Consider the following 22,777-nt stretch of genomic DNA (forward strand, 5'->3'; position numbering starts at 1 on the left):
CGTTTGGGCTGGTTTTTGTTTTATTTTTCCTGTTAACTGGGTTTTCGGGGTAAGGGGGCCTGGGGGTGGGGTGTGGGGGTACATCCTGAAAGATGTCCCGCCACACGCGCACCGGGGGGGCTCTTCCCTCGCCTCTCGACGGGTCACCTCCCAGCGGGACAGAGGCGGATCGCGACCGGAGCCGACGAGCGGCTGCCCGCCCTGCCCTCAGCCCCGCGTCCTGGCAGGGTCAGGCCCAGCAGCCGTTCACGGTGGCGGCGAGGCCGTCCAGGGAGTCCTTGATCGCACCGCCCTCGGCGCCCGAGCCGTTCTCGATGAACGAGAAGATCTTCCAGCGGCCGTCCTTCCCCTGTGTGAGACCGCTCAGGGCGGTGGCCCCGGTCAGGGTGCCGGTCTTGCCCTTGACCTGGCCCACGGCGCACTCGGAGTTCGCGGTGTCGAACCGCCCCCACTCCGGCCCGAGGGTGCTGCCCGCTTCACCGGCGACCGGCAGCCCGTCCGAGACGGACTTCAGGAGTCCGCTGTGGCGCGGGTCGGTGGTCAGGTCGAGGATCTCGGCGACGGTCCGGGCCGTGATGCGGTTGGACCGGGACAGTCCGCTGCCGTCGTGGATCTCGAAGTTGCTGACCGAGATCCCGTACCGGTCGGTGAGGACGTCGCGCACGGCCGCGGTACCGCCCTCGTAGGTGGCCTCCCGGCCGGAGGCGATTCCGGTCGCCCGGAGCAGCGTCTCGGCGATGTCGTTGTCACTGGTCTTGAGCATCTGCTCGACGATCACGGACAGCTCGGCGGACTGCTTCTCGGCCACCGGGAAATCGGTCGGGGCCGCTTGACCGCGGGTCACGTCACCCGTGACGCCGATACCCTGCTCGGCGAGCTGCGCGGCGAAGACCTCGCCGGCGTCGACGGCCGTGTCCTGGACGAGCTTCCCGTCGACGACCAGGGAACGGACCGGCGCGATCTGGTCGTCGTAGTAGCTGCTGTTCCAGCCCTCGGCGAGGGTCGGTTCGGCGAAGAGGCTGTCATCGACCCGGACCTTCACCGTGTCGAGGCCCGCGTTGCGCAGGCCGTCGGCCGCGCTCCCGGCCAGTTCGGTGACATCGGCGGTGGTCAGGGTACGGTCTCCCCCGCCGACCAGGGTGAGCGTGCCGTCCCCGTAGACCACCTTGGTCGTGAACCTGTGGTCGGGACCGAGCAGGGTCAGGGCCGCGGTGGCGGTCGCGAGCTTCGTGTTCGAAGCGGGCATCAGCGCCGTCTGCGCGTCGTGGCCCCAGATCACCTCGTTGGACTCGGCATCCATCACCACACCGCTGAAGGTGCTGCCGATGTTCTTGTCCTGGCTTCGGGCGTTGAGATTGTCCACGAGCTTCTGGTCGCCGCTGTCGAACCTGTCGACGCTCTCCTGGCTCGCTGCCGACCGGTCGGCGGCGGTCGCGGACTGGCCGGCCATGACCGCGCCGGCGACCGGGGTGAGCACCGCGGCGACGAGCGTGCGGCGGACGGTTCTGTTCATGGGCCTGGGCTTGCGGTGACGACCGCCGGAGGAGGAGACGGGCAGGGCGGCAGAACTGGATATCACAGCGTCTCCGCGTCACGTGCGTGACGAGTAGGCAGTAGGAGTGCGCATAAACCTAGCGTCAGTGATCGCGCTCGAAGTGGTCGCTTCAGCGGCTTACTGTGCAGGTTCGGTGACGGGGTGAGGGCTGTCTCCACGTCCCGGGAAATCACCGGTCGGCAGGCCGGCCGGGGCCGTGCCCGGAGCGCTGGTGCGGTTCTGCCGGCGCTTGCTTCCGGCCCCGGCTGACGGTGCGCCCACCGGGCCGACGCCGCACGGACCGACCGGAGCAGCCGGCCTCCGCGGGGAGCGGCCCGAGAGGGCTTCCGATTCGGGTTCAGGGGGAGTCGGCGTGAGCATGTCCTCGACGCAGCGCCGCAGTCCGCGTCCCGTGAACGCCGATGACCGCCGCCCGCCCCGGCGCTTCGCGCTCTGTCCGGTTCGGGCGGTGATCCGGTACCGCGCTCCTCGGACCGGGCCCACCGCCCCGATCGCGGACGTGCGTCTCATGGCCGGAGGACGAGTTTCCCCGTGGTGCGGCGCCCGAGCAGGTCCTCGTGCGCGTTTCGGGCCCGCCCCAGATCGTACTCCGCTCCGACCAGCGGCCTCAGGCGTCTCCGGGCGGTGAGGTCGAGCAACTCCTCAAGTGCTCCGCCACCGGCGCCGTTCCGGGCGAGGAGAGGGATGAGCCAGAAGCCGCCGACGGTGATGCTGTCGAGCGCGAGGCGGCCAGGGGCGATGGCCTCGGCGGCTTGTCGGGAGGAGGCACCGTAGGAGACCAGCCGTCCGAGATATCCGAGCGCCTCCAGGGCCGAGTCGAAGACGGGGCCGCCGACGGCGTCGAGGACGATGTCGACCGGCCGGCCGTGATTGGCCTCGAGAACACGCTCCTTGTATCCCTGCGCGTCGCCGTCGACCGCTGCGTCCGCACCCTGTTCGAGGGCCAGGGCCCGCTTCTCGGCGGACGACGCCGTGGCGATGACGCGTTTCGCCCCGAACTCCCTGGCCAGTTGCACGGCGAGATGCCCGGTGCCGCCCGCGGCCGCGTGGACGACCACGGTCTCACCGGGCCGCATGCGGGCAACCGAGCGCAGCAGATGCCAGGCCGTCAGCCCCTGGACGAGCAGTGCCAGCGCCTCGCCCGCGCTCACCGGATCCGGCACCGTGACGAGGTCGCGGTCCGCGACGACCGCCTTCGCCGCGTAGCCGCCCCGGGGGACGTAGCCGAGGACCCGTCGGCCGTCCGAGGTCCGGCCCGTGACCTCCAGTCCGGGTACGCGCGGCAACCGTGCCGTGGGGGCGTACGGCCCTTCGGTGTGCTCGCCGGCGATCTGCTTGATGTCACCGAAGTTGACGCCCGCGGCCTCCACCTCGACCAGGGTTTCACCAGGTCCGGCCACCGGGGCCGGCAGTTCGGCCTCGGTCAGAACCTCCGGGCCGCCGAACCGGTGGAACTGCATCGCACGCATGGACAAGCCTCCACGGGAGGGACGTTGCTCCGCGCAGCACACCGGCACGGACCTTGAGGGTGTCGGTGGACGCGCCATCGACGCGATCCGGGCGGAGGAGCTCGCGGGGCCGCCTCGCACGCCGCCCCGGGGCGGCGCTGTGGCTCGCTCCCCGCATGGCGGCCTCCGCCCGGCGGTGTCCTGGTCCCCCTTCACGGCCCGGAGGACGGACCACGGGCGGTGAGGGACGTGGCGTACCGAGGGTGGCCGGCCGGCGATCCCGGCAACGGATCATTGAGGCCCCTTCTGTGCCGGGAACGGGTCGGCCCATGATTCCTCGTCCAGGAGGAGTCCGTTGGCCAGGTAACTGATGGTCCGGTACCAGCCGGTGAGTACGAGGAGTTCGAGCAGCTGCTCGTCGTCGTAGTAGGTGCACAGGGCACGCCAGGCGGATTCCGAGAGCCGTGCCGTCTCGTGCAGTTCGTCGACCGCGTCGAGGAGCGCCCGCAGGTGGGGCGGCCATGCGAGGTGGGCCGCGGGGTCGGGCAGGGCGGTCGCCCGGAGCTGTTCCGGACCGAGTCCGGACTGTCGCGCGAGGGTCGCGGCGTGCACTCCCCACTCGTAGGCGCATCCGGAGCGTGCGGTGGTGCGGGCGATGACGATCTCGCGGTCGATGGCGTGCAGCCGCCCGTGGGACAGCAGTCCGGCACCGAGGGCGAACATGCGTGAGGCCAGCTCCGGGTTGCGGTGCAGAGTACGGAACAGGGTGAGCGGCTCATGCGGCACGCCCGGCGGCATCCATCGGCGGAGGGCTCGGCCGACGGGCTCGGCGTAGGGCGGATTGAGCGGTTCGATGCGTGGCATGCGACCTCTCCTGCTTCGATTTTCGAATCAGTATGATGCTTCGAAAAGCAAAGCACAAGGAGTGGACATGGAAGCGAAGGAGCCACGGCCGGGCGTGCCGGTACGGGGGTCCGATTCGGGCCGGCCGGTCATGGCCGCACTCGACCTGCTCGGGCGGCGCTGGGCGATGCGCGTCCTGTGGGAACTCAGCCGGGCCCCGGCGGGCTTCCGCGAGTTGCAGCGCCGGTGCGAGCGCATGTCGTCCAGCGTGCTCAGCACCCGGCTCGAAGAGCTGGCCTCCGCAGGCCTGCTGTCCCCGCACGGCGACGGTTACCACCTCACCGGCCTCGGCCACGACCTCGTCGAGGCGCTGAGCCCGCTGGACGACTGGAGCCGGCGATGGGCGCGCGAGACGGGAGCACCTGGAAGCTGAACCCCGGTGGGTTACGCACCGGGCAGATCAGCGTGGCCGCCACCGCACGGCACGTCGGCACCCTCCCCCGGGCGTGTGCGGACACGCTGTGGCCGGCATGAGGGGATGGGCCCTGCGGGGCTGCCGCCTCACACCCGACGACGTACACCGGACCCGCACGTGGCCTGAAGCTCACGCCCCGCACGGTTCCTGCCATGACCGCGCCTCAGGCCGGCGGGTATCCGACGATGCTGTGGGTGGTGGCCGGGCTGTCCTCGGTCGTGTAGTAGTGGCTGGCCCGGCCGTCGAAGCGGGCGCTGTCCCCGGCGTGGAGTGCGTGGGGCACCTCGTCGACGACGAGTGTGACCTGACCGGCGACGACCATGACGTACTCGACGGAGCCCGCGCCGTGGGAGCTGAGCTGGCTCTGGGCGTGCGGGTGGAGACGCGAGCGGTAGACCTCGAAGCGGCTGTGGCCGTGCGCGGCGAAGAGGAGGTTGACCGCGCTCTCCCCCTCGGGTTCGTCCAGGTCACCGGCGCGCAGGATCTCCGGCTCGCGCAGGGAGCTGCGCAGCAGGTCGACGGGGTCGGTCCCGAGCACGGTGGCGATGCGGGTGACGACGTCGAGCGTGGGGTTGGCCTCGCCGCGTTCGATCTGGGAGAGCAGTGCCTTGCTGATGCCGGTCTCGGCGGACATCGAGCGCAGGCTCCATCCCTGGGCCAGGCGGCGGCGGTTGAGGTTCACCGACAGGGCGTCCCGCACGGTGTCGCCGGTCGTGGGACGGGGCGCGTCCGCCTTCCGGTCGGGCACGGGCGGCGGGCCTTCCGGCACTGACATCGCGTACGTCTCCTTCGGCCGGGCGGAGGTCCCGGTGGGCCCTGACGGCCCGTCGGTGCGGTGGCGTGGGCGGTTGCCGTGCGGGTGCCATTCTAGGGGGTGCACCGGCCGCCGTTCCGTCCGGCTCGGCCTCCGGGGCCGGCAGGGAGGTAGGGCCGAGTGGTACCGGCCGGCGGGTGCCGGCGCCCTATGGGGTCAGGAGGCCCGGGGTCAGGGGGCGGCATCGAGCATCCGGCGGGTCCACGGGTGGCCGGGGTGGTCCAGGACCTCGGACACCGTGCCGCGTTCGACGAGTTCGCCCTCGACCATGACGGCGACCTCGTCGGCGATCTGCCGCACCACGCCCAGGTCGTGGGTGATGAAGAGCACGGCGAAGCCGTCACGGCGCTGCATGTCGGTCAGCAGGTTGAGGAGCTGGGCCTGCACGGAGACATCGAGCGCGGCGACCGCCTCGTCGCAGATCAGCAGCCGGGGCCGTACGGCGAACGCCCGTGCCAGGGCGACGCGTTGGCGCTCCCCGCCGGAGAGTCCGGAGGGGCGCCGGTTCGCACAGGACGGCGGCAGACCGACGTCCGTGAGCAACTGCTCGACCTGAGCGGCGAGTTGATGTCGGCGCTGTCGACGTGAGCCGCCGGGGGCCCGTCCTGCGGCGGTCAGCGCCTCTCCGAGGGTGGCGCCGACCGTACGCAGAGGAGGCAGCGAGGAGTACGGGTCCTGGAAGACGATCTGTACCTGTGGGGCGAGCCGGGACCGTTCGGCCCGGGTGGGCAGCCGTCCCGCCGTCAGCGGCAGGCCGCCGACCTCGACCTGTCCCCGGTCGAAGCTCTCCAGTCCGACGGCGATGCGGGCCAGGGTGGTCTTCCCCGACCCGGACTCGCCGACCAGCGCGGTGATCCCGCCGTCCCGCACGGTCAGGTCCACGTCCCGTACGGCGGGCTCGCCGTCGCTCCGGAAGGAACGGCGTACCCCTCTCACGCGCAGGGCCGGGACCGCGTCCTCCCCCGGTGTGCGTGTCCGGGCTCCGGTGGTGGCGGCCGGTTCGGGGGGCGGCGGGGTGAGGTCCGCGCCGATCTCGGAGAGCCGTACGCAGGCGCTGAGCCGGTCGCCGGTGCTCCGGGACGGCGGCCCCTGGGGCCCGGCGGTGGCGGGAGGCGGTGTGAGCGGCAGCGGGGCGGTGCGGCATTCGGGAGCCGCGTGCGGGCAGCGGTCGGCGAAGGGGCAGCCGGTGGTGCGGTCGCCCGGCGCCGGTACGGAGCCGGGGACCGTGGCCAGCCGTTCGCGCCTGGTGTGTGCGGAGGGTTCGGCCGCGAGCAGCGCGGCGGTGTAGGGGTGGCGGGGGTCGCGGCGCAGGTCCTCGGCCCGGCCCTGCTCCAGGACGGTTCCGGCGTACAGGACGTAGACCCGGTCGCAGGTGGAGAAGGCGACCGAGAGGTCGTGCGTGATGAGCAGCAGGCCCATGCCGCGTCGTTCGAGCAGGCCGCGCAGCAGGTCCAGGACGGCGCGCTGGTTGGCGGCGTCCAGCGCGGTGGTCGGTTCGTCGGCGATGAGCAGGTCCGGGTCGCCGGCCAGGGCCGCCGCGGTGGCGACGCGCTGGCGCATGCCTCCGGAGAGTTCGTGGGGGTAGCGGTCGGCGATGCCGGGCGGCAGGCCGACCTCGGAGAGCCGCCGGACCGTCTCGGTGCGCAGCGCGTCGCGCCGTTCCCGCCGTCCACGGGCGCCGGCGAGGGCGGGCAGGTCCTCGCGGATCCCGTCGGCGATCTGCCGGCCGCAGGTGAGTTGCGGGTGGAGCATCGTGAAGGGGTCCTGCATGAGGAGGGCGATACGGCGTCCGCGCAGGGCGTGCCGTTCGGCCCGGGGCAGTTCCCGTACCTCCTGGCCGGCCAGTCGGATGCTGCCCTCGGTGACGGTGACCCCGTCGGGCAGCAGTCCGGCCACGGCACGTACGGCGAGTGATTTTCCGCTGCCCGACTCCCCGACGACGGCGACGCACTCCCCCGCCGTGACGGACAGGGCCACCCCGTCGAGGAGCGTGGTGGGTCCGGTCGCGGCACCTGTCGTGGCGAGCCGGAGGCCCGTGACCTCCAGCAGGGGTACGGCGCCGGGCGCAGCGGTGCCGGAGGAGGCCGGTGCGGGGGTGTCGGCGTGGACCTCGGTCATCAGGGCCTCCGGTCGGAGAAGTGCTCGAACAGCCGGTCGCCGAGCAGGTTCACGGCCACGGTGCAGACGATGACGGCGACGGCGGGTGCCAGGGCGGCTGACGGGTTGTCGTAGAGGAGGGTGCGGTTCTCGGCGAGCATCCGGCCCCAGTCCGGGGCTCCGGGCGGCACGCCGAGGCCGAGGAACGACAGGGAGGACAGGGCGACGATCGCTCCCGCGAAGTTGAGCATCGTGTTCGCCACCACGACCGGCAGCACGTTGGGCCAGATGTGCCGCGCCATGATGGTCCAGGTGGGCAGGCCGAGCGTTTCGGCGGCCTCCACGTAGGGGCGGTGGCGCTGTTCCAGGACCGCCGAGCGCACCAGGCGGACGTCTCCGGGCGAGGTCAGCACGACCAGGACGCCGACGGCGAGGGCGTACCCTCCGCCGCCGATTCCGGCGACGACGATGGTCACGAGCAGGGCGGGCAGGGCCAGCAGCAGGTCGGCCAGGCGGCGTACGGCGGTGTCGGTGATCCCGCCGAAGTAGCCGGCGGTCAGGCCGAGCAGGTTGCCGATGACCATGGATCCGACGGCGACGAGCGCGGCCCCGGCCAGGGTGCTGCGCGCACCGGCGACCAGCATGTGCCAGACGTCGCGGCCCAGTTCGTCGGTGCCCAGGAGGTGTCCGTCGCCGGGCATCGCCCCGGTGGACATCAGGTCCTGCCGGTTCCAGTCGGGGAACACCCACTGGCCGGCGACGGCGGTGGCGACCATGAGGGCGGTGAGCACGGCGCAGACGGTGGTGAGGGGTCCGGGCAGGACCCTCCGCGCGCTTCTGTTCCCCGGTCCCGGCCGGGCGGCGGTGCCGGTTCGCGTGGTCATGCCTGCACCTCGGCGGGTTGGGCCGGCGTGCCCGGGCCGGGGCGGCGGCGGTGTCCGGCGCGCAGCCGAGGGTCGGCCAGGGGGTGGGTCAGGTCGGTCACGAGGTTGGCGAGACAGATCAGGGCGGCGATGAGGAGGGCTTCGGCCTGGACGACGGGGACGTCCTTGAAGGTCACGGACTGCACGAGGAGCTGACCGAGCCCCGGCAGCGCGAACACCTGCTCGACGAGGACGGTGCCGGCCAGCAGGTAGGCGAGCACGAGGCCGATGCCGGTGGTGACCGGCACGACGGTCCCCCGCAGCACGTAACGGACGAGGACCGTGCGGGCCGGCACACCGCGGGCCAGGGCGAAGGTGACGTGTTCCCTGGCCAGTTCGCGGATGACGGCTGCCCGGGCGAGCTTGATCAGTACGGCGGTCACCGCGAGCCCGAGGGTGACGCCCGGCAGCAGCAGGTGGAGCAGCCGGTCGGTACCCGAGGTGCCCGGCCCGTACGCGGGCAGCCGGCCCAGCATGAGGGAGAAGACGTAGATCAGGAGCAGCCCGCCGGCGAAGGGCGGGGTGGAGAGGGCGAGGACGCCGAGGCTCTGTGCGGCGCGGTCGACGGGCCGCCTGGCGCGCAGACCGGCCAGGATGCCGAGTGGGAGGCCGAGCAGCAGGGCGACGGCGAATCCGGCCAGTACGAGCTGAGCGGTGAGCGCCAGCCGGTCACCGAGTGCCGCGGCGACGCTCTCGCCGGTTCGGATGGACGTGCCGAGGTCACCGGTGAACGCGCCCGTCAGCCAGCGTGCGTACTGCGTGATCAGCGGTTCGTCCAGGTGGTGCGCGGCACGTACGGACGCCAGGGCGTCGGGGGTGGCGCTGCGGGTGCCGAGGAGGGTGCGGGCGGGGTCGCCGGGGGCGAGCCGCAGCAGGGCGAACACGGCCAGCGAGAGGACGAGCAGCAGCCCGGCGGTACCGGCGAGCCGCCGGGTCACGTAGCGGACGGGCAGTGCGGTACGGAGCCGGGTGGGCCAGGGGGGTGGCGGGTGGGCCAGGAGGTCGCTGCGGTCGGTCACGGTGCTCCCTTCGGGCCGGTCCCGGTGGCCACTCCGGTTCCGGGGCCGGCGTCCTGGCCCTGTGGCCGGGGGTGGTGCGCGGTGCGGTCGCGGGGGGCCGCCTGGGGTGCGACGTACCGGGCGAGCCAGTCCTCGGCACGGGCGGCGGCGTCCAGCAGGTGGGAGGGGCCGGTGAACTCGTGTCCCTCGTCGGGGTAGACGTGGAGTTCCACCGGGGCCGTGGCCCGGCCGGAGAGCGCGCGGTACAGCTCGTGCGCCTGGCCGGGCGGGGTGACCCGGTCGTGTTCACCGTGCAGGACGAGTACCGGCGTCCGGCTCCCGCCGTCGGCGAAGACCGGGGAACGGTCCGTCAGGGCGGCGCGTCCCTCCGGTGTCCGCGCGTCGCCGATGGCGTACGTCCGCTCGTAGCCTCCGCCGATCACGGAGGTGTGGGCGAAGCTCAGCCAGTCGGTGGGGGCGGAGACCACGACCGCCGCGCGGAAGGCGTCGGTGCGGGCGGCCGCGAGCGCGGCGAGGAAACCGCCGTAGCTGTGGCCGAGTACGGCCGCCCGGCCGGGCAGTGCCTCCCCCCGCCGGGTCAGATGTGCGACACCGCTGAGTACGTCGTCGAGGTCGCCGTCACCACAGGCGCCGACGACGGCCCTCGCGTGGTCCAGCCCGTAGCCGCTGCTTCCGCGCGGGTTGGGGAGCAGGACCAGCCAGCCCGCGGCGGCCAGGGCGGGAGCGAGGCCGAGTACGTCGGCCGGCGCGTATCCGGCGGACCACTGCCAGGAGGGGCCGCCGTGCAGCAGGACGGCGAGCGGACGGGCGGGACCGGCGGTACCGGCCCCGGCGGCCGGGGTCGCACGGGCGTCCGCCGGGCGGTCCGGGCCGGGTACCTCAGCCGCGCTCCCCGGGCCCGTGCCGGCCACCGGATCCGTGTCCGTTCCGGCTGCCGGGCGGACGGGTGCGGGGGTACCGGGGGCGTCGAGGACCAGACCGTGCACCGGGGTGCCGTCCGGCGCCGTCCAGGTGGTCTGCCGGGTCCGGACCCGGGCGAGGTCCTCGTGGCCGCCGTCCTGGTGTGCGGCGACCCGGTCCGGTGCGGTGACGGGACGCCAGTTCCAGGCCTGCGGGCCGGTCGTCGGCGCGACGACCGCCTGCGGCGGAACACCCGGTGCCTCGCGTACGGTCGCGGCGGTCAGGCCGTCGGCGCTGAGGCTGAGAGCGGGCTGTGCGCCGGCGCCGGAGAGCACCGCCTGCTCCTCGTGGAGCACGGCGGGGCCGTGGGCGGGGCCGGAGCGGGAGGCTCCGTCGGCCCGGACGTCCGCGACGCGGGTTCCGGTGCCGCTCCGGCCGGCGGTCAGCAGCCGGTCCGTGTCGCGGGGGTGGAACTGGATCCAGGTGACGTCCTCGGCTCCGGGCACGGGCGTCACGGTCTTCTCCGTGAGGCTCACCAGGAGCGGGCGGCCGGCGACGATGGAAATGCCCTCCGCGACAGCGGCGCGGTGTCCGTCCCTGCTGAGCGCGGGCGCGGCGAGCTGCCCCCGGGGCTCGTGGAGCGTGACGGCACGGCCGTCGGTGAGGTCGATCCGGACCAGACGCGCGTGGTAGTAGCCGGCGGGCAGCGGGTCCTCGGAGACGGTGGCCACGACCGTGGGGCCGCCGCGCCAGGCGGCGTTCCACACGGTCAGCCCGACGGGCCCTCGGTCGCGCAGGACGACCGGCCTGCCGGGAGCCGCGGACGGGGCGCCGCCGGTCGGCGCACCGGCGGGCGGGAGCAGCCCGTGCAGCAGGCGGCGCCATCCGGTGTCCGGGCGGTAGGAGGCCGGGGCGGGCGCAGGACCCAGCCGGACCGGCAGTCCCAGGTTCATCCCGTCGCGTTCGGCGCCGTCGTCGGCGGTCAGCAGCAGGACCTCCGCACCGTCGTCGGACACGTACAGGTCCTCCACCGCGCCCGGAACCGCCGCGAGTTCACGGCGGACGCCGGTGAGGGTGTCCCACGCGGTCAGCAGCGGCAGGCCCGGGCCGGCGGGTTCGGTGACCAACAGGAGCGTCCGGGAGTCCGGCAGCCAGCGCGGGGTGTGCCGGGACCCGGTGGCGGGGCCCGGCGGGGCGGTGGGCAGCGGAAGCGCGGGGCCGTCGGCCGGTGCGATCAGGACGTCGGTGCCGAAGGGCCCGAGGACCGAGACCGCCACCCGGTGGCCGTCGGGACTGATGCGGCTGTCGAACGGCACGGTCAGCTCCGTCATGGCCGTCCGGACGCGGCGGACGACCGCTGAGGGGGCTTCGGCGGGGCCGGGTGCCGGGGTGCTGGGGGGCATGTGCGTTCCGTTCGTACTGCGGACGGGTGGCCCGAAGGGGATCGGCCGGGCGGGAGACGCGGGGTCAGGTGCGCGCGTGGGCCGGTGCGCTTCGGCCGTGTGGGCGCCGCCGTGGGCGGGCGCGCGGCGTCGGGGCCGGAGCGGAAGCTTCCGTCCGGCCCGGGGTCCGGGCGGCGGAAGGCGTCGGGTGGGGGTGCGTGCCGGGCGGTTCGGGGGGGCGTCCGCCCGGCACGCGGTCTCAGGAGGCCGCCTTCTTGACCCTGGTCGCCCAGGGGCCGACGAGGGCGAAGGGGCCGGTCTCCTCGAACACGAGGTCCTTGGAGAGCGCCGTCGCGGTCTGTGCCCACCACAGCGGCAGATAGGGCAGATCGGCGGAGGAGGCCGTGACCGCGGTCATCAGGTGCGCACCGCGTACGGAGGGGTCGACGGTCTTCCGGGCCGCGGCCAGCGCCTCGTCGACGACGGTGCTGTCGTAGTGCGGCAGGTTCGTCGCGGTGGCCCGGCTGTCCAGGTAGGCGTTGGTGAGCTCCGCCGGATCCCCGGTGACGGGGTAGTACCAGAGGAACTGCAACGGCTTCCTGCCCGGCAGGAGATCGGCGATCCACTGTTCGAGCGTGGTCTCCTTCACGTGCAGCGTGATCCCGAGTTCCTTGAGGGAGGCGGCCAGCGCGAGAGCCGCCTTGCCCAGCTGGGGCCCGCTGCTCGGGTAGGTGAGGTCGAGGCTGAAGCCGTCCCGGTGGGCGGACTTCGCCAGCTCGTCCTTGGCCAGGGCGAGATCGAAGTCCCAGGCCGGCAGCTTCTCGTAGGCGGCGTCGACCACGTCGGCGGCGAGCAGGTCACCCCACATGTCGGGGGAGACGAGGGTGGACGCCACCTCGGCCCGGCCGTGCAGAACGCCCTCGGCCATGCCCGCCCGGTCGGCGGCGTGGGCGAAGGCCCTGCGCACGTGCACGTCGTCGAACGGCGCGCGGGCGGTGTCGAAGGCGAGAGCGACGACCGAGCGGTCACCGGTGTAGGTGACCTGGGCGTCGGCCTCCCAGGCCCGGGCCTCGTCCGAGGGAAGCGACAGCGCGCCGTCGACGGAGCCGGACTTCATGGCGACGAGCCGGGTCCCGGCATCGGGGATGAACGACAGCTTCAGCGACCGCACCGACGGCCGGTCACCCCACCAGTCGTCGTTGCGTTCCAGAGCCACGTGGTCGTCAGCCGCGAAGGACGTGACCCGGTAGGGCCCGGACCCCAGCAGCAGTGTCCTGGGCGTACCGACCTTCCCCCTGTTCCGGGCGAGGAACGCCTTGCTGCTGATCAGGAGGGTCCCGGGGGTGGGCGTCCAGGCGAACGCCGCGTCGGGGTTCTTCAGGCGCACGGTGATCTCACGGGCGCCGGTCGCCTTGACCGAGGCGACGTCGGCCCAGGCGTAGGCCAGTCCGCTGGCCTCCCCCCGGGCGGCCTCGACGGAGGCGAGGACGTCGTCGGTGGTGACCGGGGTGCCGTCGGAGAACTTCGCGCCGCGCCGCAGTGTGTAGACGTACGTCGTGGCGTCGGGCTGCTCCCAGCTCTCCGCCAGACCCGGCTGGAGCTTTCCGGTCGGACCGACCGAGAGCAGGGACTCCTGGGCCAGACAGGCCACGACGTAGTTGAGGATGCCGGACTCACGGCTGACGTCCAGCGTCGAGACCGACGAGGGCAGCGCCAGGGTCAGGGTGTCGATCGGGGCGTCGGTGCCCCGGTCGGCGGTCCCCGCGGCCTGGCCGGACCCCTCGGGCCGCTGCGGCGAACACGCCGAGAGGATCGCCGACACCGCGAGCGCGCCGGCACCTGCTCCCGCCGCCCGGAGGACTCCGCGCCGCCCGATCAGTCCGTTCGTTCCCGCATTCAAGGGGAACCACCTACCCATCCACCCCGAGCGTCCACCAAGGATGCCCAACTGGGAACGGACGGTATACGCAGAACTTTGAGAGTGTCAAAGCTGTCCTAGGATCCGATCAGGGTCGATCCGATTCGTACCGTCTGCGCACGACGTGCCCGGTCTCCGGGCGTGCGGAATGCGTACCGGCCGCCGCCCGAGGAGGGCGGGGTCCCGGACGGCGCCGCCGGAGGACAGGGGAGAGCGAGGAGCGGGGCGCCCGGGAGCGGCCGGCCGGGCAACGGCCCGCGCGCCCGTCGTCCCGGCGGCGGAACCGCTACGGCAGCAGAGCCGGCGAGGCAGGGAGACCGACCCGGTGGAAGGCCGGACACCGATGCCGTGGTCCCGCTCCCCGGCCGAGGAGCGGAGTACGGTGAGAAGTGGAGAGAGTCGTCGCCGTCGGCTCATGGGTCAAGGTTGTTCCCGACCGAGGACAGGGCCGGAGGTGATCGTTTGTGATCATCGGACGTGTGAGCGGCGAGAGGGCCCATGACCAGCGCTGACGAGTCCTCCCAGAGTCCGGTCGGGGCGATCGGAAGGATTACCGTGGGGATTCCTCCGGACGGACCGGGTGAGGTCCTGGTGGCCGTGCGCGGCGGCTCGGAGACCTACGCGGCCTGGTCCCACAGCCGTACCGCCCTCGCCAGAGACACGCGGATCATCGTCATCGACTCCATTTCGGCGCGCTCGGTGATCGTCGAGCCGCTGCCGCCGTGAATCATCCGGCGGGTTAGACGTACACAGTGCGTCCCGACGCTCGACGGGAGTTCTCTCATGCTGTTCTGGCAGGTTCCCGCACCGAATGAGGCCATGCTCATATCCGGTACGAAGCGACAGTCGCAGGAAACGCAGTTCCGTATCGTCACAGGTCACGGCAGTTTCGTGCTGCCGGTGAAGCAGAAGGCCCGCATGCTGTCCCTGGCGCTGCGGGAAGCCGAGATCGCCGAGGACTGCGTCACCCAGCAGGGCATCCGCCTGAGGGTGCGCGCGGTCTGCGTGTTCAAGGTCGGCGACGACGCGATCTCGATCGCCAACGCGGCTCGCCGCTTCCTCTCCGAACAGGAACGGATGGAGGAACTCGTCGGCCGGATCTTCGCCGGACACCTCAGGTCCATCGTCGGCGGGCTGACCGTCGAGCAGATCATCCGGGAACGCAACCGGGTGGCCCAGGAAGTGATGGCGGGCAGCCACAGCGAGATGGAGAAACTCGGCATCGTCGTCGACGCGCTCCAGATCCAGGAGATCGAGGACGCCACCGGGTACATCAACAACCTCGCCGCTCCGCACGCCGCCGCCGTCGCCGGCCAGGCGCGGATCGCCCAGGCCAAGGCCGACCAGGAGGCGACCGAGCGCGAACAGCAGGCCGCCGCGCTCAAGGCGGAGTACGAGCGGGACACCTCCATCAAGCGGGCCGGGTTCCTCGCCGAGACCGAGCAGTCCAACGCCCGCGCGGCTCAGGCCGGTCCGCTGGCCCAGGCCATGGCGTCCCACGAGGTCATCGAGGAACAGACCGCACTCGCCCAGCGCCAGGCCGAACTGGCCGCCCAGCGCCTCGAAGGAGAGGTCGGGCGCCCGGCGGACGCCGAGGCGTACCGACAGCGCACGCTGGCCGAAGCAGCGCGGGACAGCGCCAAGTTCGAGGCGGACGGCAACGCCTACACCGAGCGGACTCTCGCGCAGGCGCAGGCCGACGCGAACACCGCCCGGGCCCTCTCGCTGCGCGACGGCAACCAGGAACTGATCGCCGCCAACCGTGTGGTGGAGAACCTGCCGGCCCTCGCGGACGCGGCTGCCCGAGGCATGTCGGGCGCCAGCCTCACCGTTCTCAACGGCACCGAGGGCGTCAACCAGATGGCCGCGGGCGTGGTGGGACAGGGCCTCGCCATCCTCGACTCGCTCCAGAACACCAAGGACCCCAGCGTCAACGGCAAGAGGAACCTGCGGATCCCGGGCGCGGCCTCGTGACCGACGCCCCGTGGCGGAGGCAGCGGCGTACGGACGGAGTTCGCCCTGTCGCACAGGGGCGGCTCCCAGGAGGAGAGCGAGGCGCCGGGCCCCCGCGAGAACCGTAGGGCGGTGGCGGGCCGGGGCCGTGGTCCGGCTGTGGTGGACGGTGGCCCGTGGGGCAGGGTGGGCGGATGTCTACCTACGAGACGATGCCGTTCCACCTCGAGACCGAACGGCTGATACTGCGGCCCTGGGCCGAGTCGGACGCCGCCGACTTCTGTGCCCTCCTCGCCGAGCGCGGCACCGAGGCGCCCACGGTGGAGCACATCCGGGACGCCATCGGGAAGCTGCTCACGGCGACGGCGGAAACGGGGATCGCCCTGCTTCCCGTCCAGCGGCGCGAAGAGGGCGACTTCATCGGCTACTGCGGTTTGATCATCGGCCGCTCCACCCTGGAGGAGCCCGAGATCGCGTACGAACTGTTCCGGCACGCGCACAGGCGTGGCTATGCCACCGAGGCCGCCGGCGCGGTGCTCGACGCCGCTGTCGCGACCGGGCGGACGAGGCTCTGGTCGACCGTGGGCGCGTGGAACACCCCTTCGCTCCGCGTCCTGGAGAAGCTCGGCTTCGAGCGTGATCGCGTATCCACGGAGGACAGCGGTGAAGTGGTGTGGCTCACCCGCTCGTTGCCGTGACACCGGGCCGCCTCCCCTGGTCTTCCGGGATCAGGTGACCGGGTGCGGCGAGGAGGAGCGGGCGGCGTCGCAGCAAGGGAGGGGCGGCCCCGGGCCCCCGTGGCGGCCGCGTGCTCGACGAGCAGCGGGCGCCGGGGTTCCTGGGCGGACCATCCGGCACGCACGGACGCCGACCGGCCGTGGGGACGTAAGGCCAGGGCTCAGTCGTCCACGCCCCAACTGTGCACGGCATGAGGGTGGATGCGGATCACCTCGGGGCTGAAGCCCGGCCCCAGGGCGTCGGATCCGGTGAGCAGTTCCGCTGTTCCCCGGATCTCGACGAACCGGGGCTTCCACGGGTCCACGCTCGCGAGATCGTCGACGACGAGTGAGATCCTGGGGTTCGCCCGGAGGTTGCGCCACTTCTTCGAAGCACCCATGTGGTGTCCGCCGACGAGGACGGTGTCGTCGTCCTGGAGGAAGAATCCGACCGGGTTCGCCTGAGGCTGGCCCGAAGGGTCGACGGTGGCCATGCGGCCGAGTCGCTGGCCGGTCAGATACGCGCGCTGGGCATCGGTGAAGACGGTCATAGCGGCACCTTCCCACTGGGCGGGTGTGGTGGGCGTACGGCACTGCGTGGCCGTCACCCGGACGGCGTCCACTTCCTCACGGAACTCCCGTCCGGCGGAATCGGCAAGGGCGCGTTCGTACGGGCGTCGGCGGCGAGGCGTTCGACCCTGCGCCTCGCCCACCCCGCGAGAGGCGGAACCCCGTCGCTGCCACCAGGCAACTCCCCCGTCGAACGCACCGCGGGCCGAGGAACGGGGGGTCGCCGCACGTTCCCCGTCCGTCTCTCCGAAGTACGGCTCATCCGACCGGTGGAGACCGTGGAAACGGCGAACCGCTGACGCACGGGGACGCACCCGCGCGCCGAAGGTGGCACCACGGCCGGCACCGTCCGACATGCTCACACATGGGTGTCTTCACCGGTTTTCGTGCTCCTGTTGAGCAGACTGGCCGCCATGAACGAAGCTCGCTCCAAGGACCATCGTGACAAGGGTGAGCAGAACACCGGTCTGCCCGGTCCCTCCGACGCGCTGCCCAGGCTCGACCAGGAGCAGTTGCGGGTACTGAGCCAGGTGGGCCGGCAGTGGCTTCCGGCGGCACCGGGTCCTGGGACGGCACGGCCGGCGCTTCCGGTCGACCCCGACATGGGCTCGTTCCCCCTCGCGGCCGACATCCGCCCCACCCGGTTCGGGCAGCTCGTCCACATCACGCCCCTGGGGGGACGCGGGCAGGCGGAGGCGGCCGAAGGGGACGAGGAGATCGCCCGTTCGCGGATGGGCCGCTTCGCCCACGGGGCCCGTCGGGCGCTGCTCGGAGCGCCGTTGAAGAGCACCGCCGTCGCACGCGAGAGCATGCGCAAACTGGTGGCGCTGCCGGTGCTCTCGGCTGACGCCCTGTCATCGGTGGCCTACGGCCCCGAGGCGATGCTGGCCGTTCTCGTGCTCGCGGGCACGGCCGGACTGGCGTACTCCCTGCCGATCGCCGCCGTCATCGCGTTCCTGATGGTGATGGTGGGGATGTCGTACCGGCAGACCATCCGGGCCTATCCGCACGGGGGCGGCTCGTACATCGTCGCCGGCGACAATCTGGGCCTCCTGCCCGGGCTCATGGCGGCCGGCGGCCTGCTGATCGACTACGTTCTCACCGTCGCGGTCTCGATCGCCTCCGGGATCGCCGCGATCACCTCCGCCATCCCCTCCCTCGCCCCGGCCACGGTCCCCCTGGGGCTGGTCATGATCGCGGTGCTGCTGATCGGGAACCTTCGCGGGATCCGCCAGGCCGGGGTGCTCTTCGCGGCGCCGACGTACGCCTTCATCCTCGCCATGTTCGCGTTGATCATCAGCAGTCTGGTGGACTCCGCCGGCGACGGATTCCATCCGGCTCCCACGCCCCATGTGAACGCGGCCGAGGGGCTCGGCGTCCTGCTCGTCATGCGGGCCTTCGCCTCCGGTTCCACCGCCATGACAGGGATCGAGGCGATCTCCAACGCCGTACCGGCCTTCCGGCCCGTCCGGTGGCGTAACGCGAGGTCGACCCTGACCTGGATGATCAGCCTGCTCGTGGCGATGTTCGCGGGCGTCGTGGCCATCGTCCACCTTCGCGGTGTGATTCCCAGCAGCAGCGAGACCGTCCTGTCGCAACTGGGCCACCTGACGTTCGGTTCCGGCGGGATGTACGTATTCGTCCAAGCGGCCACGGCAGCGGTCCTGCTCCTCGCGGCGAACACCGCCTACAACGACTTCCCCCGCGTCCTGTTCCTGCTCGCCCGCGACAGCCACGCCCCGCGCCTGTTCCTCCGGCAGGGCGACCGGCTGGCCTACAGCAACGGCATCGCCCTGCTGTCGGTCGTCGCCGCCCTCGTCTACGTCGCGTTCAACGGCGAGACCAACTCACTGATCCCGCTGTACGCCGTGGGCGTCTTCCTCGCCTTCAGCCTGTCGCAGGCGGGCATGGTCGTGCACTGGCGGCGTGTCCGCACACCGCACTGGCGCAAGAGCCTCGCCTTCAACGCCACGGGGGCGGTGCTCTCGGTCCTCGTCCTGATCACCGCCGCCGTCACCAAGTTCGTGGAGGGCGCCTGGGTAGCCCTCGTGGCCATCGGGCTGTTCTTCCTGCTCGCCACACGTATCCGCCATCACTACCGAACGGTCGCTGCGGCACTCCGGCTGCACCCCGGAGCCGCCGAGACGCCCGAACAGGTCCTCACGCCGGCTCCCCCGCCTCCGCAGGAGCCGGCGCACCCCACGGCCGAGCCCGAGGAGAGAGGGGCCGACCACGAGGCGGAGGAGGGCGAGGAGGAGGAGACACCCCAGGCGATCCGTCACCTGTCGGTCGTCGCCCTCGCCTCTCTCGACCTGGCCGGACTGCGCGCCCTTGCCTACGCGGCGTCCCTGCAGCAGCCCTCGCTCGCCCTTCACATCAGTCCGAGCGAGGAGGAGGCGGAGCGCTTCCGCGGATACTGGACCGTCTGGGGGGACCATGTGCCGCTGCACGTCGTCGTCTCGCCCTACCGCGCGATCGTCGGGCCCCTCATCCACTACATCGAGGCACTCCACCGCCAGCGTCCCGACCTCACCATCACGGTGATCCTCCCCGAGATCGTCACCCAGCACCTGCGCCACCGGCCGCTGCACAGCAAGGACGCGGCCCGCCTCCGGCGCGCCCTTCGCCCGCTGCCCAAGCTCGTCGTCACGAGCGTTCCCTTCCACGTCCCGTGACAGAGGCCGGGACGGCCGGTGCGCGGTGCGGCAGCCGATGGCCGACCGCCGGGCGCAAAACAGCGGAGGGGCCGGGTGAGCTGGGTGAGTGATCTTGGCGAGGGCTGCGGAGGGGACCTCCGGGGGCGGGCAGGGATAGATGGCCCCCACTCACGCCCAACGACGGAGCCCTCGATGAAGCGCACCGCCAGGGCGGCCGCAAGTGCCGCCGCAGTCCTCTTCGCCGGCGTCCTGACCGGATGCTCCGACCGTTCCGGCAGCTCCCCCGGCGACGGCTACGGCACCGCGGCCTCCCCGGCCGCCGAACAGGCCACCGTCGACGCGAAGGCCACGGGGATGCTCGGCACGATTCTCATCGATGACAAGGGCCACACCCTGTACATCTTCCTCGCCGACAAGAAGAACAAGTCGAACTGCGCGGGATCCTGCGCCGCGGCCTGGCCTCCGCTGCTCAGCAAGGGCGCGGCGAAGGCCGGCAGCGGTGTGGACGAGAAGCTGCTCGACGTCACCAAGCGCTCCGACGGGTCCGAACAGGTCACCTACAACGGCCACCCCCTCTACTCCTACACAGGTGACACCAAGGCCGGCCAGACGAACGGCCAGAACCTCGACCAGTTCGGCGCCAAGTGGTACGTGCTTGATTCCCAGGGCAACCAGGTCACGAGCTGAGCGGCACCTCCCCCGCCACCACGACCGGCACTCGCCCCGGCCGTCAACACCCCGCTCCCGCCCGTCGGGAGAACATCGGGGCGCGGACAGGGCTGGAGGGTTACGGTGCTCCGGTTCCCGATCGGGCGGAAAGGCCCGGCTGTCCGCGGGCGCGGTGAAGCCCTGTCAGTACCCGGTGTCCCGGCCGACGGCTCGGCAGGTCAGCGGGTACTCCGCCTCAGGGCCGACGGAGATGATCGGCCGGTGACGGGGCACAGGACCGCCGTCGCCCGCCGAAGACGCTTCGCGCTTCGGGGGCGACGGCGGTCCTGCCTGCACGGAAGGGTGCGGCTACGCGATCAGGCCGGGGACGGAGCGGCGGCGCCGCTGGGAGCGACCGTGCGAGCGGCCTTGGCTCCGCGTCGGTCGGCTACGAGTATGAGGATCAGTCCGAGGGCGACCCAGGCGGCGAGCACCAGAGCCGGCCCCGTGGCCCCGATGCCGTCGAAGTAGGCGTTCGCCCGCAGCAGGCTTCCCGAAGCACCGGGCGGCAGGATCTGACCGAGCGTGGACCAGCCTGACGGAAGCCAGTGGGGACCGGTACCGAGGCCGGACAGGGGGTTGCCGAGGAACATCATCAGGGCGGCTCCGAGGCCGAGGCCGGCGAAACCGACGAGGGCTTCGAGTCCGATGAAGGTCATGGAGAGGGCGGCCATCCCCAGGCTGAGGCCGACCGCCGTGAGCCAGTAGTTCCCGGTGAGGGACCCGGTGCCGTACTGGAGGAGCGCGGTGACCGCCGCGCCGGCGAGCAGCGAGAACAGCACGGCCCCCGTGAGGCGGGTACGCAGGGCGCCGTGGCCCGGGAAGAGGCGGGTGAGGATGACCGCGGGGAACATGCCTCCGAAGATCAGCGGGAGTCCGGCGGCGGCGAATCCGGAACCGCGGGGGTCGTCCTCCGGATACGGCACCACGTCGTGGACGGTGGCCTTGGCCTGCTGCTGTGCCGCGAGCGTGCTGCCCAGCGCGGTGAGGGCGCTGCTGCCCGTAGGAGATGCCGCGGTGGCCGTGTACACGTCGATCCCGGTGGCGGAGAGGGCGAATCCGCCTATGACGTCACGGTCCTTGATCGCGGAGGAGAGGGCGTCGGCATCGTCGTACACCGTGACGTCCCACTGCTCGCCGTCGAGCTTCTGCTGGAGGGCCTGGGTGGTCCCGTCAGGTCCCGTCACCCCGACGGGCATCTCGTGCGGGCCGCTGTGGATGCTCGGCAGGGCGAAGGCGCAGAGCATCAGGGTGACCACGGCGGTCAGACCGAGCAGGACAGCGGCCAGCTTGCGGACGGAACCGGCTCCTGTGGTCGGTGCTTCGGCGGTGGGTGCTTCGGTGGTCGGTGCTGGTTGTTCGGACATGGCGGTTCGCTGCTCGCTTTCGGCCGGGGCCCTCCTCACCGGGAATGGCCTGCGGCAGGACGGCGAGGGGAGGGCTGCTGGGCGGACGACGTGAAGGAGACACGCGACCCGCCTGTGGTCTTGGACCCTGATTACAGGGTAACTTTATCCACGTGTCAAACGATGATGAGCCCCGAGCGGGGGCAGTGCCGGAAGAAGTGGTGCGGGCGGCTCTACGAGCCTCGCGGGAGCGGGGTGTGCCGGTCGCCGACGTGCCGCTGATCACCGTCGCGGAGGAAGCGGGCATGTCCCGCAGCACGTTGATGCGGCGCCTGGGAGGTACGCGCCGCACGCTCGACGAGGCCGTGCGGGCGAGGGGGGTCGATCCCGGAGGTCATAAGCCGGTACGGGAGCGCGCTGTGGAGGCCGCGGGCCTTCTGATCAGTGAGAACGGGCTGGCAGCCGCCACCCTGGAGAGGGTGGCGATCGCAACGAACTGTTCCGTGCACAGCCTGTACGCCGCCTTCGGCAGCCGGAACGATCTGCTGTGCGCCATCTACGAACGCTACAGCCCGATACTCGATGTCGAAGCCGTCTTCTCCGGCCCGCGCGGTGATCTGCCGGGCACCGTCCGTGCGATCTACCGTGCGTTGGTCGACGCGCTTCAACGTGAGCCACGCGTGCTGCCGGCCATGATCGCCGATGCCCTTTCCCGGCCCGATGACCCGGCGGTCCGGGCCGTCTACGAGCGTCTGTTCCCCCGCTTGCTCGACGGCATCGGCCGGTGGCTCACGGAAGAGATCGCCGCCGGGCGCATCCGTGATCTCCCCCTGCTGCCCCTGATGCAGCAGATGACCGGACCCGTCCTCTTCCACTTCCTCCTTCGTCCCGCCCTCGAACACCTGCAACGGGCCGAACTGCCCACGACCGAGGAGACCCTCGAGGTCTTCACCCAGAACTTCCTGCGCGCCGTGACCCCCTTGCCCTGACGGCGCGCCGCCTCCACCGCCGCCGGCCGGACGCGGAAAGACGGCCGGCGGACCGGTGCGTGAGCAGCCGGGCCCTGACACGGGGAGGCGCCCGCGCCACGTCCTGCCCGACTCCTCCCTCGGCGCCGGCCGCTCCCGCGCGGGACCGGTACGGCCCGCCGAGCTGCTCGAACGACGGGCTCACTCCCTGATGAACCCGACCGTCGGCGAGGCGGTCTCCTTCGGAGCCATGACGCCGGCGCCGTGGTCCGGGCCGGGCCGAGTTCGGCTGTCGGTCTGCGGGAGGATCGCGGCCGACCGCTCCTGGTGATGCGCGGCCGTCTCTCCGCTTCGTGCGGCGGCCGCCCTGTCGTCATACGGGCGCGCGTCAGAAGAAACCCGTCGGCGCACGGGCGGGTCGGGCACCGAGCGGGCATCGGGTTCCACAGCGGGCGGGAAGCCGAGGGGAGCCGAACACCCAGCCC

The 22,777-nt window shown here is 72.2% G+C and carries 18 protein-coding genes; 7 read left to right on the forward strand and 11 right to left on the reverse strand.

Translation table 11 applies throughout. The features are described from left to right. Positions 1-229: 229 nt before the first annotated feature. The 3 genes from dacB to ACFVS9_RS13425 form a co-directional block, all read right to left on the reverse strand. Entirely contained in the window at positions 230-1,513 is a 1,284-nt protein-coding gene (gene dacB / locus ACFVS9_RS13415; protein WP_389931877.1) for a D-alanyl-D-alanine carboxypeptidase/D-alanyl-D-alanine-endopeptidase, read from the reverse strand. Between the two features lie 548 nt (positions 1,514-2,061). Beyond that, positions 2,062-3,024, reverse strand: coding sequence for a zinc-binding alcohol dehydrogenase family protein (locus ACFVS9_RS13420; protein WP_389931878.1), 963 nt, complete (start codon positions 3,022-3,024; stop codon positions 2,062-2,064). A 270-nt stretch (positions 3,025-3,294) separates the two neighbouring features. Next, positions 3,295-3,867, reverse strand: a complete 573-nt coding sequence (locus ACFVS9_RS13425) for a carboxymuconolactone decarboxylase family protein (RefSeq protein ID WP_389931880.1) — start codon at positions 3,865-3,867, stop codon at positions 3,295-3,297. A 67-nt stretch (positions 3,868-3,934) separates the two neighbouring features. Between ACFVS9_RS13425 and ACFVS9_RS13430 the strand changes: the two genes are divergently transcribed. Then, entirely contained in the window at positions 3,935-4,279 is a 345-nt protein-coding gene (locus ACFVS9_RS13430) for a winged helix-turn-helix transcriptional regulator (protein ID WP_383118270.1), read from the forward strand. Between the two features lie 205 nt (positions 4,280-4,484). On the opposite strand, the gene ACFVS9_RS13435 is transcribed toward ACFVS9_RS13430, so the two are convergent. The 6 genes from ACFVS9_RS13435 to ACFVS9_RS13460 form a co-directional block, all read right to left on the reverse strand. Then, the gene (locus ACFVS9_RS13435; protein WP_383118271.1) at positions 4,485-5,096 is read right to left on the reverse strand and encodes a helix-turn-helix domain-containing protein; all 612 of its coding nucleotides are present in this window, start codon (positions 5,094-5,096) and stop codon (positions 4,485-4,487) included. 210 nt (positions 5,097-5,306) lie between these two features. After that, positions 5,307-7,253, reverse strand: a complete 1,947-nt coding sequence (locus tag ACFVS9_RS13440) for a dipeptide ABC transporter ATP-binding protein (protein ID WP_389931882.1) — start codon at positions 7,251-7,253, stop codon at positions 5,307-5,309. Then, the gene (locus ACFVS9_RS13445; protein WP_389931884.1) at positions 7,253-8,116 is read right to left on the reverse strand and encodes an ABC transporter permease; all 864 of its coding nucleotides are present in this window, start codon (positions 8,114-8,116) and stop codon (positions 7,253-7,255) included. Before ACFVS9_RS13445 ends, ACFVS9_RS13440 begins: the two co-directional genes overlap by 1 nt. Continuing rightward, on the reverse strand, positions 8,113-9,174 hold the full coding sequence (locus tag ACFVS9_RS13450) for an ABC transporter permease (RefSeq protein WP_389931886.1): 1,062 nt from the start codon (positions 9,172-9,174) through the stop codon (positions 8,113-8,115). The genes ACFVS9_RS13445 and ACFVS9_RS13450 overlap by 4 nt, the downstream gene beginning before the upstream one ends. Continuing rightward, a complete protein-coding gene (locus ACFVS9_RS13455; protein ID WP_389931888.1) occupies positions 9,171-11,477 on the reverse strand; it encodes an alpha/beta fold hydrolase in 2,307 nt (768 codons plus the stop codon). Before ACFVS9_RS13455 ends, ACFVS9_RS13450 begins: the two co-directional genes overlap by 4 nt. Positions 11,478-11,715: 238 nt before the next feature. Further along, entirely contained in the window at positions 11,716-13,356 is a 1,641-nt protein-coding gene (locus tag ACFVS9_RS13460) for an ABC transporter substrate-binding protein (protein WP_389931890.1), read from the reverse strand. 573 nt (positions 13,357-13,929) lie between these two features. Between ACFVS9_RS13460 and ACFVS9_RS13465 the strand changes: the two genes are divergently transcribed. The 3 genes from ACFVS9_RS13465 to ACFVS9_RS13475 all read left to right on the forward strand — a co-directional run bounded on the left by ACFVS9_RS13465 (position 13,930) and on the right by ACFVS9_RS13475 (position 16,025). Continuing rightward, on the forward strand, positions 13,930-14,100 hold the full coding sequence (locus ACFVS9_RS13465) for a hypothetical protein (RefSeq protein WP_383118277.1): 171 nt from the start codon (positions 13,930-13,932) through the stop codon (positions 14,098-14,100). 57 nt (positions 14,101-14,157) lie between these two features. Next, on the forward strand, positions 14,158-15,348 hold the full coding sequence (locus ACFVS9_RS13470; RefSeq protein WP_383118278.1) for an SPFH domain-containing protein: 1,191 nt from the start codon (positions 14,158-14,160) through the stop codon (positions 15,346-15,348). A gap of 173 nt (positions 15,349-15,521) precedes the next feature. Further along, positions 15,522-16,025, forward strand: a complete 504-nt coding sequence (locus ACFVS9_RS13475) for a GNAT family N-acetyltransferase (RefSeq protein WP_389931892.1) — start codon at positions 15,522-15,524, stop codon at positions 16,023-16,025. A gap of 200 nt (positions 16,026-16,225) precedes the next feature. On the opposite strand, the gene ACFVS9_RS13480 is transcribed toward ACFVS9_RS13475, so the two are convergent. Continuing rightward, positions 16,226-16,594, reverse strand: coding sequence for a PPOX class F420-dependent oxidoreductase (locus ACFVS9_RS13480; protein WP_383118280.1), 369 nt, complete (start codon positions 16,592-16,594; stop codon positions 16,226-16,228). Positions 16,595-17,026: 432 nt separating this feature from the next. Between ACFVS9_RS13480 and ACFVS9_RS13485 the strand changes: the two genes are divergently transcribed. Both ACFVS9_RS13485 and ACFVS9_RS13490 read left to right on the forward strand, forming a co-directional pair. Beyond that, on the forward strand, positions 17,027-19,288 hold the full coding sequence (locus tag ACFVS9_RS13485; protein ID WP_389931895.1) for an APC family permease: 2,262 nt from the start codon (positions 17,027-17,029) through the stop codon (positions 19,286-19,288). A gap of 174 nt (positions 19,289-19,462) precedes the next feature. Next, entirely contained in the window at positions 19,463-19,957 is a 495-nt protein-coding gene (locus ACFVS9_RS13490; protein ID WP_383118282.1) for a hypothetical protein, read from the forward strand. A gap of 338 nt (positions 19,958-20,295) precedes the next feature. Here ACFVS9_RS13490 and ACFVS9_RS13495 read toward each other — a convergent pair whose 3' ends face one another. Then, positions 20,296-21,345 (reverse strand): hypothetical protein, encoded by a 1,050-nt coding sequence (locus ACFVS9_RS13495; RefSeq protein WP_389931897.1) that lies wholly within the window; start codon positions 21,343-21,345, stop codon positions 20,296-20,298. A 236-nt stretch (positions 21,346-21,581) separates the two neighbouring features. Here ACFVS9_RS13495 and ACFVS9_RS13500 point away from each other — a divergent pair, with 236 nt between their 5' ends. Beyond that, positions 21,582-22,313, forward strand: coding sequence for a TetR/AcrR family transcriptional regulator (locus tag ACFVS9_RS13500; protein ID WP_389931899.1), 732 nt, complete (start codon positions 21,582-21,584; stop codon positions 22,311-22,313). The last annotated feature ends 464 nt before the right edge of the window (positions 22,314-22,777 follow it).

Origin of the sequence: Streptomyces sp. NPDC058008, from assembly GCF_042886395.1 — a bacterium.
Classification (GTDB): Bacteria; Actinomycetota; Actinomycetes; order Streptomycetales; family Streptomycetaceae; genus Streptomyces.

What these genes read in the sequence shown, in the direction of transcription:
- dacB (WP_389931877.1), bottom strand. Translation starts at nt 1,513, where the DNA reads ATGAACAGAACCGTCCGCCGCACGCTCGTCGCCGCGGTGCTCACCCCG.
- ACFVS9_RS13420 (WP_389931878.1), bottom strand. Translation starts at nt 3,024, where the DNA reads ATGCGTGCGATGCAGTTCCACCGGTTCGGCGGCCCGGAGGTTCTGACC.
- ACFVS9_RS13425 (WP_389931880.1), bottom strand. Translation starts at nt 3,867, where the DNA reads ATGCCACGCATCGAACCGCTCAATCCGCCCTACGCCGAGCCCGTCGGC.
- ACFVS9_RS13430 (WP_383118270.1), top strand. Translation starts at nt 3,935, where the DNA reads ATGGAAGCGAAGGAGCCACGGCCGGGCGTGCCGGTACGGGGGTCCGAT.
- ACFVS9_RS13435 (WP_383118271.1), bottom strand. Translation starts at nt 5,096, where the DNA reads ATGTCAGTGCCGGAAGGCCCGCCGCCCGTGCCCGACCGGAAGGCGGAC.
- ACFVS9_RS13440 (WP_389931882.1), bottom strand. Translation starts at nt 7,253, where the DNA reads ATGACCGAGGTCCACGCCGACACCCCCGCACCGGCCTCCTCCGGCACC.
- ACFVS9_RS13445 (WP_389931884.1), bottom strand. Translation starts at nt 8,116, where the DNA reads ATGACCACGCGAACCGGCACCGCCGCCCGGCCGGGACCGGGGAACAGA.
- ACFVS9_RS13455 (WP_389931888.1), bottom strand. Translation starts at nt 11,477, where the DNA reads ATGCCCCCCAGCACCCCGGCACCCGGCCCCGCCGAAGCCCCCTCAGCG.
- ACFVS9_RS13470 (WP_383118278.1), top strand. Translation starts at nt 14,158, where the DNA reads ATGCTGTTCTGGCAGGTTCCCGCACCGAATGAGGCCATGCTCATATCC.
- ACFVS9_RS13475 (WP_389931892.1), top strand. Translation starts at nt 15,522, where the DNA reads ATGTCTACCTACGAGACGATGCCGTTCCACCTCGAGACCGAACGGCTG.
- ACFVS9_RS13480 (WP_383118280.1), bottom strand. Translation starts at nt 16,594, where the DNA reads ATGACCGTCTTCACCGATGCCCAGCGCGCGTATCTGACCGGCCAGCGA.
- ACFVS9_RS13485 (WP_389931895.1), top strand. Translation starts at nt 17,027, where the DNA reads ATGAACGAAGCTCGCTCCAAGGACCATCGTGACAAGGGTGAGCAGAAC.
- ACFVS9_RS13490 (WP_383118282.1), top strand. Translation starts at nt 19,463, where the DNA reads ATGAAGCGCACCGCCAGGGCGGCCGCAAGTGCCGCCGCAGTCCTCTTC.
- ACFVS9_RS13495 (WP_389931897.1), bottom strand. Translation starts at nt 21,345, where the DNA reads ATGTCCGAACAACCAGCACCGACCACCGAAGCACCCACCGCCGAAGCA.